At 53.7% G+C, this 14,468-nt stretch carries 13 protein-coding genes, 3 tRNA genes and 1 pseudogene; 8 read left to right on the top strand and 9 right to left on the bottom strand.

Annotated elements, in window-relative coordinates; genetic code table 11:
* The first annotated feature begins 65 nt into the window (after nucleotides 1–65).
* Nucleotides 66–548 (top strand): transposase, encoded by a 483-nt coding sequence (locus ACLW56_RS06095; RefSeq protein ID WP_330982907.1) that lies wholly within the window; start codon nucleotides 66–68, stop codon nucleotides 546–548.
* Nucleotides 549–926: 378 nt separating this feature from the next.
* Here ACLW56_RS06095 and ACLW56_RS06090 read toward each other — a convergent pair.
* Nucleotides 927–1,229, bottom strand: a pseudogene (locus ACLW56_RS06090) (integrase); the annotation flags it as partial.
* 159 nt (nucleotides 1,230–1,388) lie between these two features.
* Here ACLW56_RS06090 and mutS point away from each other — a divergent pair.
* Nucleotides 1,389–3,956, top strand: a complete 2,568-nt coding sequence (mutS, locus tag ACLW56_RS06085) for a DNA mismatch repair protein MutS (RefSeq protein ID WP_330982915.1) — start codon at nucleotides 1,389–1,391, stop codon at nucleotides 3,954–3,956.
* Nucleotides 3,957–4,013: 57 nt separating this feature from the next.
* Here mutS and rlmM read toward each other — a convergent pair whose 3' ends face one another.
* The 4 genes from rlmM to ACLW56_RS06065 form a co-directional block, all read right to left on the bottom strand.
* Entirely contained in the window at nucleotides 4,014–5,114 is a 1,101-nt protein-coding gene (rlmM, locus tag ACLW56_RS06080) for a 23S rRNA (cytidine(2498)-2'-O)-methyltransferase RlmM (RefSeq protein WP_330982906.1), read from the bottom strand.
* Nucleotides 5,107–5,502, bottom strand: coding sequence for a DUF423 domain-containing protein (locus tag ACLW56_RS06075; protein ID WP_330982905.1), 396 nt, complete (start codon nucleotides 5,500–5,502; stop codon nucleotides 5,107–5,109). Before ACLW56_RS06075 ends, rlmM begins: the two co-directional genes overlap by 8 nt.
* A 19-nt stretch (nucleotides 5,503–5,521) precedes the next feature.
* The gene (gene gcvA / locus ACLW56_RS06070; RefSeq protein ID WP_330982904.1) at nucleotides 5,522–6,439 is read right to left on the bottom strand and encodes a glycine cleavage system transcriptional regulator GcvA; all 918 of its coding nucleotides are present in this window, start codon (nucleotides 6,437–6,439) and stop codon (nucleotides 5,522–5,524) included.
* 353 nt (nucleotides 6,440–6,792) lie between these two features.
* Nucleotides 6,793–7,020, bottom strand: coding sequence for a YgdI/YgdR family lipoprotein (locus ACLW56_RS06065; protein ID WP_330982903.1), 228 nt, complete (start codon nucleotides 7,018–7,020; stop codon nucleotides 6,793–6,795).
* 192 nt (nucleotides 7,021–7,212) lie between these two features.
* Here ACLW56_RS06065 and csdA point away from each other — a divergent pair, with 192 nt between their 5' ends.
* Both csdA and csdE read left to right on the top strand, forming a co-directional pair.
* Nucleotides 7,213–8,418 (top strand): cysteine desulfurase CsdA, encoded by a 1,206-nt coding sequence (csdA, locus tag ACLW56_RS06060; RefSeq protein WP_330982902.1) that lies wholly within the window; start codon nucleotides 7,213–7,215, stop codon nucleotides 8,416–8,418.
* Complete coding sequence (gene csdE, locus ACLW56_RS06055; RefSeq protein WP_330982901.1) at nucleotides 8,419–8,862, top strand: cysteine desulfurase sulfur acceptor subunit CsdE; 444 nt, start codon at nucleotides 8,419–8,421, stop codon at nucleotides 8,860–8,862.
* Here the strand turns inward: csdE and tcdA are convergent.
* Nucleotides 8,859–9,665 carry a tRNA cyclic N6-threonylcarbamoyladenosine(37) synthase TcdA gene (tcdA, locus tag ACLW56_RS06050; protein ID WP_330982900.1) on the bottom strand — a complete coding sequence of 269 codons (807 nt, stop codon included), beginning with the start codon at nucleotides 9,663–9,665 and terminating at the stop codon, nucleotides 8,859–8,861. The genes csdE and tcdA overlap by 4 nt on opposite strands.
* Nucleotides 9,666–9,684: 19 nt before the next feature.
* Nucleotides 9,685–10,779: a murein transglycosylase A gene (gene mltA / locus ACLW56_RS06045; protein WP_330982899.1), complete on the bottom strand. Its 1,095-nt coding sequence runs from the start codon at nucleotides 10,777–10,779 to the stop codon at nucleotides 9,685–9,687.
* A gap of 197 nt (nucleotides 10,780–10,976) precedes the next feature.
* On the opposite strand from mltA, the gene ACLW56_RS06040 reads away from it, so the two are divergent.
* The 3 genes from ACLW56_RS06040 to ACLW56_RS06030 all read left to right on the top strand — a co-directional run bounded on the left by ACLW56_RS06040 (nucleotide 10,977) and on the right by ACLW56_RS06030 (nucleotide 11,307).
* Nucleotides 10,977–11,053 (top strand) — tRNA-Met (locus tag ACLW56_RS06040).
* Between the two features lie 50 nt (nucleotides 11,054–11,103).
* A tRNA-Met gene (locus ACLW56_RS06035) sits at nucleotides 11,104–11,180 on the top strand.
* A 50-nt stretch (nucleotides 11,181–11,230) separates the two neighbouring features.
* Nucleotides 11,231–11,307: transfer RNA gene (locus ACLW56_RS06030), tRNA-Met, on the top strand.
* 106 nt (nucleotides 11,308–11,413) lie between these two features.
* Here the strand turns inward: ACLW56_RS06030 and amiC are convergent.
* Nucleotides 11,414–12,667: an N-acetylmuramoyl-L-alanine amidase AmiC gene (amiC, locus tag ACLW56_RS06025; protein ID WP_330982898.1), complete on the bottom strand. Its 1,254-nt coding sequence runs from the start codon at nucleotides 12,665–12,667 to the stop codon at nucleotides 11,414–11,416.
* A gap of 1 nt (nucleotide 12,668) precedes the next feature.
* A complete protein-coding gene (locus ACLW56_RS06020) occupies nucleotides 12,669–12,878 on the bottom strand; it encodes a hypothetical protein (protein ID WP_330982897.1) in 210 nt (69 codons plus the stop codon).
* Between the two features lie 17 nt (nucleotides 12,879–12,895).
* Between ACLW56_RS06020 and argA the strand changes: the two genes are divergently transcribed.
* Nucleotides 12,896–14,227 (top strand): amino-acid N-acetyltransferase, encoded by a 1,332-nt coding sequence (gene argA / locus ACLW56_RS06015; RefSeq protein WP_330982896.1) that lies wholly within the window; start codon nucleotides 12,896–12,898, stop codon nucleotides 14,225–14,227.
* Nucleotides 14,228–14,468: the final 241 nt, after the last annotated feature.

The raw sequence follows: 14,468 nt of genomic DNA, 5'->3' as shown, positions 1-14,468 counted from the left end.
CCCTCAGTGTCAGCATAGTTGTCACCCCCTTCTGAAAATAAATCCAGAGGGTGATGGAGTGACAAATGAAACGTATTTCCCCGGAACGTAAAGCCACCACATTGGCAAAATTGCTGCCCCCATACAACATGACCGTCGCAGCTGTTGCACAGATGGAAGGGATATCGGAAGCTACCCTTTATAACTGGCGTAATCAGGCTAAAACAGAGGGGAAACCGGTGCCGGGTGCAGACAAAAATAGTGAACAGTGGCCTGCCGAAGCGCGGCTCGCCGTTATTGTGGAAACGACCACATTAAGTGAAGTGGAAATCGCCGAATACTGCCGTAAAAAGGGGCTTTACTCTGCGCAGATAGCGCAGTGGAAACAGGCTTTTTTACAGGTTCCTTCTGGTGATGATAAAGCAGCGTTAAAACACGTGCAGAAAGAAAACAAGCAGTTGAAAAAGGAACTGCTTCGTAAGGACAAAGCTCTGGCGGAGGCGGCAGCGCTCCTGGTGTTACGAAAAAAGCTCAGGGACTACTACGGGGAAACGGACGAGGACGACTGATACCGGGTGATGAAAGGCAGCAATTTATCGGGTGGATAAATGAGGCCGTCGCTGCCGGTGCACGTCGGGCGATGGCCTGCCGCGAAGTTGAGCTCAGCGAACGAACCTGGCAACGGTGGCAAAAATCCCCGGAAGACCGAAGAACCACAGTGATACGCCCGGAGCCCACCAACCGCCTGAGTGTGGAAGAAGAGCAGCAGATACGCGCTGTCTGTCATCAACCGGAATATGCCAGCCTGCCGCCGTCGCAAATCGTCCCGCGACTGGCGGATAAAGGGATTTATCTTGCGAGTGAATCGACGTTTTACCGGGTGCTGCGTCGTTCCGGGGAAGTCCACCTCCGGGGTCGCCAGGCTAAGCCATCGCGGGTAAGATCACTTGATCGATACTCGGAAAATCAGACACATTTCCAACCTTCACTTTTAAGACCGAACTTGGTTTTTTACCTTCCCTCACACTACGATCACCAGAAGACACTCTTCGCTGGATAACATAGGTTTTTTTCGTCAAACTTACCTTCACCCCGAATCCCACAGGGGCTTCCCTGTGATCATCAAAGACTATGTAAGGTTTTTGGTCCGGGTTAGCTTCGAAAACCACTTTTCCAGAGCTACTAAGTGAAGGCTTAACATTGATACTTAACTTGTTGATAATAAAAGACTGACTGAGAGTTGTTTTCAAAGTATCACCACTATTTGTAGCCCAAGAATGATTAGAAAGTAACCTATCACGTTCCAGGCTACAAGTGAGCTACAAACTAATTGGTTTATGTGCGTTTAAACGATATTTATCTAGGGCCACATGAGCACTTGAAAGAATTAAAAAATGAGTAAAATCAACATGAATGATGCCATTGATAAGGACTTCTCTAGCCATACGCCGATGATGCAGCAGTACCTGAAGCTGAAAGCCCAGCATCCGGAGATCTTGCTGTTTTATCGTATGGGCGATTTTTACGAGCTTTTTTATGACGATGCCAAACGCGCCTCGCAGCTGCTCGATATCTCGCTGACCAAGCGTGGAGCCTCTGCAGGTGAGCCCATCCCTATGGCTGGCGTGCCGCATCATGCTGTTGAAAACTATCTGGCGAAGCTGGTTAATCTGGGTGAATCAGCCGCCATTTGCGAACAGATTGGCGACCCCGCGACCAGTAAAGGCCCGGTTGAGCGCAAGGTCGTTCGCATCGTCACGCCTGGCACCATCAGTGACGAAGCCCTGCTTCAGGAACGTCAGGACAATCTGCTGGCCGCCATCTGGCAGGACAGCAAAGGCTACGGTTACGCCACGCTGGATATCAGTTCCGGACGTTTTCGTCTGAGCGAACCCGCTGACCGAGAAACCATGGCTGCAGAACTTCAGAGAACCAATCCGGCCGAGCTGCTGTACGCGGAAGACTTTGCCGAAACGGCGCTAATTGAAGGCCGCCGTGGCCTGCGTCGTCGCCCGCTTTGGGAATTCGAAATTGATACGGCGCGCCAGCAGCTAAACCTGCAGTTCGGCACGCGCGATCTGGTTGGTTTTGGCGTCGAAAACGCGCCGCGTGGCCTGTGTGCTGCGGGCTGTTTGCTTCAGTATGTCAAAGATACTCAGCGCACCTCCCTGCCACATATTCGTTCCATCACTATGGAGCGTCAGCAGGACAGCATTATCATGGATGCCGCGACGCGCCGTAATCTGGAAATCACCCAGAATCTGGCCGGCGGTTTCGACAACACGTTAGCCGCGGTACTGGATCGCACTGTCACGCCGATGGGCAGCCGTATGCTCAAACGCTGGCTGCACATGCCCGTTCGCGACACCGCCATTCTGACTGAACGCCAGCAAACCATCGGCGCTTTACAGGACAGATGCGACGAATTGCAGCCTGTGCTGCGTCAGGTTGGCGATCTGGAACGTATTCTTGCTCGTCTGGCCTTACGTACCGCGCGTCCGCGCGATCTCGCCCGCATGCGCCATGCTTTCCAGCAGTTACCGGAGCTACGTCAGCAACTGGCTGAGGTTGATAGCCCAGCCGTGCAGAAGCTGCGTGAAACCATGAGGGAGTTCAGCGAGCTTCGCGAACTGCTTGAGCGCTCGATCATTGAATCACCGCCAGTGTTAGTGCGCGACGGTGGTGTTATTGCCCCGGGTTACCACGAAGAGCTGGATGAGTGGCGTGCCCTGGCAGACGGTGCGACCGACTATCTCGACAAGCTGGAGATCCGCGAACGTGAGCGTCTGGGTCTGGATACCCTGAAGGTCGGCTATAACGCCGTTCACGGGTATTACATTCAAATCAGCCGTGGCCAAAGCCACATGGCGCCGATCCACTACGTACGCCGTCAGACGCTCAAAAATGCAGAGCGCTACATCATTCCCGAGCTGAAAGAGTACGAAGACAAAGTACTGACCTCCAAAGGGAAAGCGCTGGCGCTGGAAAAACAGCTTTATGACGAACTGTTCGATATGCTGCTGCCACATCTGGCTGAACTTCAGCAGAGTGCCACGGCACTGGCTGAACTCGACGTGTTGGTTAACCTTGCCGAGCGTGCTTACACCCTGAATTACAGCTGCCCGCAATTTAGCGACAAACCGGGCATTCACATCACTGAGGGCCGCCATCCGGTGGTGGAGCAGGTGCTGAATGAGCCGTTCATTGCTAACCCGCTAAACCTGTCGCCCCAGCGCAGAATGCTGATCATTACCGGGCCAAACATGGGCGGTAAAAGCACGTATATGCGCCAGACTGCGTTGATTGCTTTACTGGCTTATATCGGCAGTTATGTCCCGGCGCAAAAAGTGGAAATTGGCCCAATCGACCGAATCTTCACCCGTGTCGGTGCCGCGGACGATCTCGCCAGCGGCCGTTCGACCTTCATGGTGGAAATGACCGAAACCGCCAACATTCTGCATAACGCCACCGAACAAAGCCTGGTATTGATGGATGAAATCGGACGTGGGACGTCCACCTACGACGGCCTGTCTCTGGCCTGGGCTTGTGCCGAAAGCCTGGCAAATCGCATCAAAGCGCTGACGCTGTTTGCGACCCACTATTTCGAGTTGACGCAGCTGTCAGAAAAAATGGAAGGCGTAGCGAATGTGCATCTTGATGCGCTGGAGCACGGCGACACCATTGCCTTCATGCACAGCGTACAGGATGGTGCGGCAAGCAAAAGCTATGGTCTGGCGGTAGCCGCTTTGGCGGGCGTGCCGAAAGAGGTTATCAAGCGTGCGCGTCAGAAACTGCGCGAACTGGAAAGCCTGTCACCGAATGCGGCAGCGACGCAGATCGATGGCACGCAAATGTCGTTACTTGCCGCTCCGGAAGAAACGTCTCCTGCCGTAGAAGCACTGGAAAATCTGGACCCGGATTCCCTGACGCCTCGTCAGGCGCTGGAATGGATCTATCGGCTAAAGAGTCTGGTGTAGTTTTTCCCCCTCACTCTCAAGAACTGAGGGAGAGGGGAAATCACAACTCAGGCAAATTCAGCGCTCGTCGCGACGGCCACCCACAGCAGCCCACAGACGGCGGACGTGAACGGTCACTTCTTCGCGATCGTGGTACAGCTGACGCGCCTGAATATGAGCATTAATACCGTGCTCATCCAGCTGTGCCTGAATATACGCCAGATTCTGAGACACCTCTTCGTAGCGCTTTTTCATCGGCAGTTTGAGGTTAAAGATGGTCTCGCGACACCAGCCATTCACCAGCCATTGCGCCATCAGCGCGGCAACCTTCGCCGGCTTCTCCACCATATCGCACACCATCCACGAGATGTTGCTGCGGGTTGGGCGATAGCGGAAACCATCTTCACGCAGCCAGGTCACCTGCCCGGTGTCCATCAGACTCTGCGCCATTGGGCCGTTATCAACGGATGAAACCCACATATTGCGTTTCACCAGCTGATAGGTCCAGCCGCCCGGGCACGCGCCCAGATCGACAGCATACATGCCGTTTGCCAGACGCTCATCCCATTCATCGGCCGGAATAAAGATGTGGAACGCCTCTTCCAGCTTCAGGGTCGAGCGGCTTGGCGCATCGGACGGAAACTTCAGGCGCGGAATGCCCATATAGAACGGAGAGTTGTTGGTGGTCAGTGAATAGCCCACATAGCAACAGCCCGGCGCAATAAAGAACACGTGCACCACAGGACGTTTCGGCGTTTCGTACGCTGCCAGCACATTCGCTTCACGAAGCGCAGCACGCAGCGGCACGGTGAATTTGCGGCAGAACTTCATCAGTTCTTTGCTTTCGTTGGTATCAGCCACTTCAACGCGCAAATCGCCGCCTTTCTCCACCACGCCTGTTAACATTCCCACCACTGGCGTGATGCGGTCTTCCGGTGGCAAGTCGGTCAGCAACTCGCAGGCCACAAACATCTGGCGGGCGAAAATCAGCGAGGCAAACGGCAGCTCTTTAATCAGCTTTTCCGCTTCGCCTTCCTGATAGCACTCAAAAATCACATACCCCGAGTTATCTTTTACTCGGGCAAAACCATAGACGCCAAGGCGCGAGGCCTTGTCAGAAATCTCTGCTGCGCACTCTTTCTCAAAACCCTGACGGCTGTAGAGGACAACCTTATTCATGCGCGATACCTTTACGCTTTAAACGAATAGCGCCAATCAGCATCAGCACCCAACCGGCGAGGAAGCTAACGCCGCCGACCGGAGTGACAAATGCCCACAGGCGTAAATGCGACAGCGCCAGACAATAAAGGCTGCCGCTGAATAATACGGTTCCCAGCGCCATAAACACGCTGCTCCAGTAGAACCAGATGCTGATCCGGCGCTGCATCGCGACCGCCAGCCCAAAAATCGCCAGCGTATGAAACGCCTGGTACTCAAGACCGGTCTGGATCCAGCCCATCTCAACAACGCCGAGGGTCTTACTCAATACATGTGCCCCGAAGGCGCCCAGAGCAACAAAAACAAAGCCACTGATGGCCGCAAAAATCAGCATGAAGCGACTGGTCATGTCATTATCCTGAAGTCATTTATTGTTCATAACGGAAGCGAAATTTCTCTTGCTCGTTTGCCGCTTTCGCCAGTATCCACTGCCGGAAAGCGGCTATTTTACCCAGTTCTGCCTGGCTGTCATGACAAACGAGGTAAAACGCATTTTTGCTGACCAGAACATCATTAAACGGGCAAACCAAACGGCCGGCCTCAATTTCGGACTGCGCCATCACGTTGTTGGCCAGTGCGATCCCTTGTCCGTGGATTGCCGCCTGCAGCACCATGGCGCTGTGGCTGAAAATCGGTCCTTGTTGAACATTGATATGGTTTAAACCCAACTGGCGCGTGTACGTCTGCCAGTCGCGGCGTGAAGCATCGTGCAATAAAGTATGTTGCGCCAGGTCAGCGGGTGTTTTCAACGCCTTATCGCCGGTTAACAGCAATGGCGAGCAAACAGGCAGCAAATATTCGGCGTACAGCTTCTCAACCCGCAGGCCCGGCCAATTCCCCCGGCCATAAAAAATAGCCACGTCGACATCGTCCGCCAGCTTGTCTTCCTGACGGTCGACCGCCTGGATTCTGACGTCAATTCCCGGATAAGTTGAGTTAAAGCTTGCAAGCCGTGGCACCAGCCATTGAATGGCAAAACTGGGCAACATACTGACCGTCAGCGCCCCTTTTGCGCTTCGGGCCTGAAGTTTACGCGTTGCTTCGGTTAATTGCGAAAAGATCTCTTTAATGTCCTGAAAATAGCTCTGCCCTTCTTCGGTCAGCAACAGCGAACGGTTGCGACGCCGGAAAAGTTTCAGGCCCAGGAAATCCTCAAGAGACTTGATCTGATGGCTCACCGCGGCCTGGGTGACGAAGAGCTCATCGGCGGCGCGAGTGAAGCTAAGATGACGGGCGGCGGCATCAAATACACGTAATGCATTCAGAGGAGGTAAACGCTTCGACATGATTGTTTTGGCTTAGATGTTAACTAAATTTAACAATTAGATTACATCGTGTAACCTATTAGTTTTTTTTATCTGAGCCATTATAAATTGTCCGTTGAGCTTCTACCAGCAAATACCTATAGTGGCGATACTTCCTGAGCCGGAACGAAAAGCTTTTTTCGGAATGCGTGTTCTGATGGGCTTTTGGCTTACGGTTGTGATGTTGTGTTGTTGTGTTTGCAATTGGTCTGGAGTTCAGACCTCGGTAGCAAGACTACCCCCTTTTCACTTCCTGTACATTTACCCTGTCTGTCCATAGTGATTCAATGTAGCACCGCCGAATGCGGTGCTTTTTTTTGCTCTAAAATCAGCCGTTAGTTGTCCATCTCGACCATTTCTTTCACGTCGCTACGGTTGATTTGCTGCTTGTTGCCGTTGGCATCTTTATACGAAATCATACCGGTATCACTATCGGTTTGCGGCTTACCGTCGGCGATAATGGTACGACCGTCGTGGGTCTGCATGACGTAGTTCGGCCCCGAGCAGGCACTCAGGGCAAAGGTCAACATACAGGCAGAAATGATTGCGGCAGTCTTTTTCATGTTCTTCTCCTTTCAGCAATTCATGCTGGATTTCGGGCTTCAATTAACAGGCTAAAACAGTCGCCTAACAAATTTCAGCATAACGCACTGCCAGCGATCCGCCACTCATCCCAGAACATTCCGAGGGTTACGCCCACCCTTGCCCTGCTGCAAAATTTGCGCGACGATCGTCAGACTGGAATGAGGAAAACCATGAACACATTCAACCCGGCGCAGTTTCGCGCCCAGTTCCCGGCGCTGAGCGATGCCGGCGTCTATCTGGACAGCGCCGCCACCGCGCTGAAGCCGCAGGCGGTTATCGATGCCAGCTATCAGTTCTACAGCCTGAGCGCGGGCAACGTGCATCGCAGTCAGTTTGCTGCCGCGCAAAAACTCACCGCACGCTATGAAGCCGCGCGCGATCAGGTCGCTGCGTTGATTAATGCTCCTGATGGCAAAAACATCGTCTGGACTCGCGGCACGACCGAAGCCATCAATATGGTGGCACAGTGCTATGCGCGTCCTCATCTGCAGCCTGGCGATGAGATCATCGTCAGTGAGGCAGAACATCATGCCAACCTCGTGCCGTGGTTGATGGTCGCTGAGCAAACGGGCGCGCGTATCGTCAAGCTGCCGCTGGGTGCCGATCGCCTGCCGGACATTGAACGCCTTTCCTCTCTGATTAATGCCAAAAGCCGTATTCTGGCGCTGGGCCAGATGTCCAACGTGACTGGCGGTTGTCCTGATTTGGCGCGCGCCATTCAACTTGCTCATGCCGCGGGCGTGGTGGTGATGGTTGATGGCGCTCAGGGTGTCGTTCACTTTCCTGCCGATGTGCAGGCGCTGGATATCGATTTTTACGCCTTCTCCGGCCACAAGCTCTATGGTCCAACAGGGATTGGTGCGCTGTATGGCAAAGCCGAATTGCTGGCAGAAATGACACCGTGGTTGGGTGGCGGCAAGATGATCACCGAAGTGACTTTTGACGGGTTTACAACGCAGCCCGTCCCTTATCGTCTGGAAGCGGGAACGCCAAACGTCGCCGGGGTAATTGGTCTTAGCGCGGCACTCGAATGGTTAAGCGAAACGGATTTGATTCAGGCTGAAACCTGGAGCCGCGGTCTGGCTACGCTTGCAGAAGAAGCGCTTTCCCGCCTCCCTGGTTTTCGTTCCTTCCGCTGCCAGGACTCAAGCCTGCTGGCCTTTGATTTCGCGGGCGTGCATCACAGCGACATGGTGACGTTACTCGCGGAATATGGCATCTCGCTACGCGCCGGACAGCACTGCGCACAGCCGCTGTTAGCCGCACTTGGCGTGAAGGGTACCCTGAGAGCCTCATTTGCCCCTTATAATACGCAGGAAGACGTTCACGCCCTGATCAACGCCGTGGACCGCGCCCTTGAATTACTGGTGGATTAAATGACTAGCCCAGCACTGGCCGGACATCCGTTCGGCACAACCCTGACTGAAGACGATTTACGACAGATTTTCGGCCCGCTCACGCAGTGGGAAGACAAATACCGGCAATTGATCCTGCTCGGCAAAAAGCTGCCTGCTCTGGCGGAAGACCTGAGAGCTCAAGCCCAGGAAATTGCAGGCTGTGAAAATCGGGTCTGGCTCGGCCATACTCTGTCATCCAACGGGAAGTTGCATTTCTATGGGGACAGTGAAGGGCGAATCGTGAGAGGGATGCTGGCAGTGTTACTGACAGCGATTGAAGGGAAAAGCGCGGAACAGCTTCTGGCGACTGATCCGCTGAGCCTTTTTGATGAGCTGGGGCTTCGCGTGCAGCTTAGCGCCTCCCGCAATCAGGGGCTGAACGCCCTGCGCGACGCAGTCATCACCGCCGCGCAGAAGGCTTAAGCCTGACGATCGGCTTTCGCCATCATTTTCTTTAACACATGGGACACCGCGACAAATCCGAACGTCGCGGTCACCATCGTCGCCGCACCAAATCCTGAAGCACAGTCCATGCGTTTCGGCCCTTCCGCCGTGCTTTTCATCGCACAGACCGAACCATCAGATTGCGGATAAACCAGCGCTTCGGTGGAAAACACACAATCCACGCCAAGCTTACCCTTACTGTTTTTCACCACCCCGAAATCACTCTTCAGGCGCTCGCGCAGTTTTGCCGCCAGCGGATCCTGAATCGTTTTCGCCAGATCGGCGACCTGGATCTGCGTGGGATCGATTTGCCCACCCGCGCCACCGGTTGTCACCAATGGCACTTTGTAACGACGGCAGTAAGAGATCAGCGCAGCTTTTGGCCGCACGCTGTCGATGGCATCAATGACGTAGCTAAACCCGGCCCCAAGATACTCAGCGACATTATCCGGCGTGACGAAATCGTCCACCACCGTCACCTGGCACTCCGGGTTGATCTGACGAATGCGCTCCGCCATCACTTCCGCTTTCGCAAGCCCGACATTACCGCCTAACGCGTGGATCTGGCGATTGGTATTGGTGACGCACACGTCATCCATATCAATCAGCGTAATGGCACCAATGCCGGTGCGCGCCAGCGCCTCTGCGGCCCAGGAGCCCACACCGCCAATGCCGACGACACAAACGTGTGCATCAGCAAACAGCTGCAGCGCTTTTTCACCATATAAACGTGCCGTGCCACCAAAACGCTGGCGCCAGGCATCGCTAAGTACTACTGACATAAAACCTCAAACGACGTTATTAACCGCTAAAGACGTAACCGTTGCCCGCCCCACGCAATACCCAGACGCGACCGTAGTGATTATACCAACCCGCACGGTGTCCGGCATCCGGGCCAATCCCCTGATAGATGTCGAAGTGCTGGCCTTTGATTGCGCCGCCGACATCCAGCGCCACCATCAGTCGTAACTCGTAGTGACCGTTGAATTTACCGTTGTTATCCAGCAGCGGGACTTCAGCCAGCAGGGTCGTGCCCGGCGGAATAATGCTCTTATCGGAGGCCACGGACGCGCGACCAATCAGCGGCACCGCACTCGCCCCTTTCACCGGCGCGAAGGACTGCGGTTTAAAGAACACGAATGACTGATTTTCCTCGAGCAGAGCACGCACTTCCGCTTCGCTGTGGGTTTCGCCCCAGTGACGGATGACCTGCATCGACATGTCTTCTTTCTTATACTCGCCGCGATCGACCAGCACCTTGCCGATACTGCGGTACGGCCAGCCGTTTTTACCCGCGTAGCTGAAGAAATTCAGCGGCGAGCCATCACCGAAATCAATGTAGCCGCTGCCCTGCACGTCCATGATGAAGTTATCCATCAGGGAATTGCTGTAGGCCAGAATGTAATTGTCGCTCAGCGCACCTGCGTAGATTTCTGCGCGAGACGGCAGGCGTCCTCGTTTTGGCGGCATGCGGTAAATAGGGTACTGGAACTCGCCCTGACGCGTGTGTCGCGCTTCAATCACAGGCGTGTAGTAACCGGTAAACTGGACGTTGCCGTAGTTATCTGCGCCCTGCATCTGCCAGGCATCAAGCCCGTACTGCTTTAAGGCGCGCGTGTCGCCCCCGGCCTGCAGCCATTGCTGAACGGCACTGAACACAGCGCTTTGATTGCCATACAGGCGCGGCGATGCGTTACGAATTTCATTGACCTGCTGCGCGAAGTCGCCACCATTAATAGGAGCCCCTACGGCATCAGGCTGGTTAACTAGGGAAAACTGATTGGTGAGCTTTCCGTCATTATACTGTTGACCGCGATCGGTCGGCTTGGAGGAGCAGGCGGCAAGCAGCGTTATGACTGTGCCCGTCACCAGAATTTTGGCCCAACGTCCTTTCATGGTATCTCGTCTTCTTTCTTAAGCGGAATGCGGGATGAAGATAACAAACCGTCAGGGGTATTGAAATGTGATAACGTGCCGCGCAGCCCATTTTGGGCAAAAAATAGCCGACATGTTTTGTTTTTACTCACTCTTAAGCATTTATGCAAAAAAGGGTTGCATCAAATCCAGACCCGCGTATAGTGCGCTTCCACGGACGCGGGATGGAGCAGCCTGGTAGCTCGTCGGGCTCATAACCCGAAGGTCGTCAGTTCAAATCTGGCTCCCGCAACCAATTAAAATATGATGTGTAAGGTTTATCTGATGGAAGGATAAACATTCGGACGCGGGATGGAGCAGCCTGGTAGCTCGTCGGGCTCATAACCCGAAGGTCGTCGGTTCAAATCCGGCTCCCGCAACCAACTAAAAAATGAAAAGAAAGGTTTACCTGATGGAAGGGTAAACAGACGGACGCGGGGTGGAGCAGCCTGGTAGCTCGTCGGGCTCATAACCCGAAGGTCGTCGGTTCAAATCCGGCCCCCGCAACCACTTTTCATAAAACAATAAGCACCTTAACGGGTGTTTTTTTGTATCTGAAATTCGCTACAGCCAAAAAAATGACGCCTTCCGGCGCCATTCTCCCTCTTCCGAAAACCTATCCACGCCGTGCGAGCGTTGCTCCGTCGGCAAAATAAGCTTTGATCCCTGCCAGAATCGACTCAGCAACTTCCTGCTGAAACGCCGCGGTTTTCAGTTTACGTTCTTCTTCGACGTTACTGATAAACGCCGTCTCGACCAGAATGGAAGGAATATCAGGCGCCTTCAGTACCGCAAACCCCGCCTGCTCCACCCGATTTTTATGCAGATTGTTGACCTTCCCGAGCTTACCCAGCACCGCTTTACCAAATTTCAGGCTGTCATTGATGGTCAGCGACTGCACCATATCAAACATGGTGTGGTCTACATAGCGATCGCCACTCTTGCCCACGCCACCGATCAGGTCAGAGGCGTTTTGAGTATCGGCCAGGTATTTTGCTGCGGTACTTGTCGCCCCCTTGGTGGAAAGCGCAAAGACAGAAGATCCGCTCGGCTGGCGGCTGGTAAAGGCATCCGCATGAATTGAGACAAACAAGTCTGCGCGCTGTTTCTGCGCTTTAGCGACACGCACTTTCAACGGAATGAAAACATCCTCGTTGCGCGTCATGTACGCCTGCATGTTGCCCTCTTTGTCGATCAGCGCTTTCAGACGGCGACCAATTTGCAAAACAACATCTTTCTCGCGAGTATTATATTTGCCGACAGCCCCCGAGTCTTCACCACCGTGCCCCGGATCAAGCATGATAACAATCGGCCTGTCGCGACCGGCTTTCCCCGGCTGTGGGCCACTCTGCGCAGGCGGAACCTGCTTTTCCAAATCGCCTTTGTTGTAATCTTCGAGCAGTGCCAGCAGCGGATCCTGCACTTCGGTTGCTGTGGAAGGGTAAAGATCCATCACCAGGCGTTCTTTAAAACCGGCTACCGGCGCAAGGGCAAACAGCTGCGGTTTCACGTTTTGCTTCAGCTCAAACACCATCCTGACGGTTTGCGGATCAAACTGACCCACGCGCGCGGATTTAATGTAAGGATCGTCGCCACGAATCTGCGCCCCCATGCCTTTCAACACCGAATTCAGGTTGACGCCTTCGAGGTCGACCACCAGCCTTTCAGGATTGCTCAACGCAAACTGCTTGTATTTCAAGACCTGGCTGGATTCTACCGTCACGCGGGTATAGGTCGACGACGGCCACACGCGAACCGCAACCACCTGACTCGCGGCGGCCAGTCCCACCTGACTTACGCTGAGCAACCACATCGCCCCGGCCCCTTTTAATAAGCGGCGGCGACTTAATCCTGACTGACTTCCAGACATGCTACTCCCAGGCAAAAATATCAACTTTACTTTTTAAACATTGAGTTTGACCGAAAACTTTAACCAAAGGCGCATAAACTGTCATCAATAAAAGGGTAAACATTCCTGATTTGTACCGTTTTTCGGCTGACTTCTCCGCCACATTCACTGAAATTGCTGCTTGCACCTGCCGCCAAAAAAGAATAAAAATACATTTATTACGAATAATCATGCAATGAGGGTTGTGCTGTGGTGAAGGAACGTAAAACCGAGTTGGTCGAAGGATTTCGTCATTCTGTTCCCTACATTAATGCCCACCGCGGGAAGACTTTTGTCATCATGCTGGGTGGCGAGGCGATAGAGCATGAGAATTTCTCAAGCATTGTCAACGATATAGGTTTACTTCACAGTCTGGGCATTCGCCTGGTGCTGGTGTACGGCGCACGTCCGCAAATTGATGCCAATCTGGCGGAACATCACCACGAACCGATTTACCACAAGCACACCCGCGTGACGGATGCGAAAACCCTCGACCTGGTGAAACAGGCCGCCGGTATGCTGCAACTTGATATCACCGCACGTCTTTCGATGAGCCTGAATAATACCCCGCTACAGGGTGCACACATCAATGTTGTCAGCGGTAATTTCATTATCGCGCAGCCGCTGGGCGTGGATGACGGCATCGATTATTGCCACAGTGGCCGCATTCGCCGTATCGATGAAGAAGCGATTCATCGTCAGCTCGACAGCGGCGCCATTGTGCTGATGGGTCCCGTCGCCGTTTCTGTCACGGGTGAAAGCTTCAACCTGACTTCCGAAGAAATCGCCACCCAGCTCGCCATTAAACTGAAAGCAGAAAAAATGATTGGCTTCTGCTCCTCGCAGGGTGTCTACGACCAGCACGGCGAGATCGTCTCAGAATTATTCCCAAATGAAGCCCAGGCTCGTGTCGAAACGCTTGAAGAAGAAGGTGACTACAACTCCGGCACAGCGCGTTTCTTACGCGGTGCCGTAAAAGCGTGCCGCAGCGGCGTGCGTCGCTGCCACCTCATCAGCTATCAGGAAAACGGTGCCCTGTTGCAGGAACTGTTCTCCCGCGACGGTATTGGGACGCAAATCGTGATGGAAAGCGCCGAGCAAATCCGCCGCGCAACCATCAATGATATCGGCGGCATTCTGGAACTGATTGAGCCACTGGAGCAGCAAGGCATTCTGGTGCGTCGTTCACGCGAACAGCTGGAAATGGAAATTGACAAATTCACCGTTATCCAGCGAGACAACACCACCATTGCCTGCGCCGCACTCTATCCGTTCCCGGAAGAGCGTATCGGTGAAATGGCCTGCGTAGCGGTGCATCCGGATTATCGCAGCTCATCGCGCGGTGAAGTTTTACTGGAAAGAATTGCCGCTCAGGCGAAGCAGATGGGGCTGAGTAAACTGTTCGTGCTCACCACACGCAGCATTCACTGGTTCCAGGAACGCGGCTTCACTCCGGTCGAGGTGGATTTACTGCCTGAGAGTAAGAAAGAGATGTACAACTATCAGCGCCGTTCAAAAGTGCTGATGGCGGATTTGGGCTGATCGTTCGCGGGTCGCTTCAGTTGACTCTGCCGGTAAAGCACCATTCCGGCTGGCTAATATGCCGGAACCCGTCAGTTCTGAAGCCTGCGTCGGTTGACTAATCACACCAAAGAAAAAGGCCAGATCATGACGATCTGGCCTTCAGACTGCTGACAAAGAAGGAAAAAACGTGGTTTTTCCTTCTTTGTGGTTATCAGCCGAAAATCAATAAATTGATTTTCCTTGTTTTTTTATTCGGTAC

It is taken from the genome of Pantoea sp. sgz302252, assembly GCF_047713085.1.
Lineage (GTDB): Bacteria > Pseudomonadota > Gammaproteobacteria > Enterobacterales > Enterobacteriaceae > Scandinavium.
This window is presented reverse-complemented; position numbering and strand designations above follow the sequence as displayed.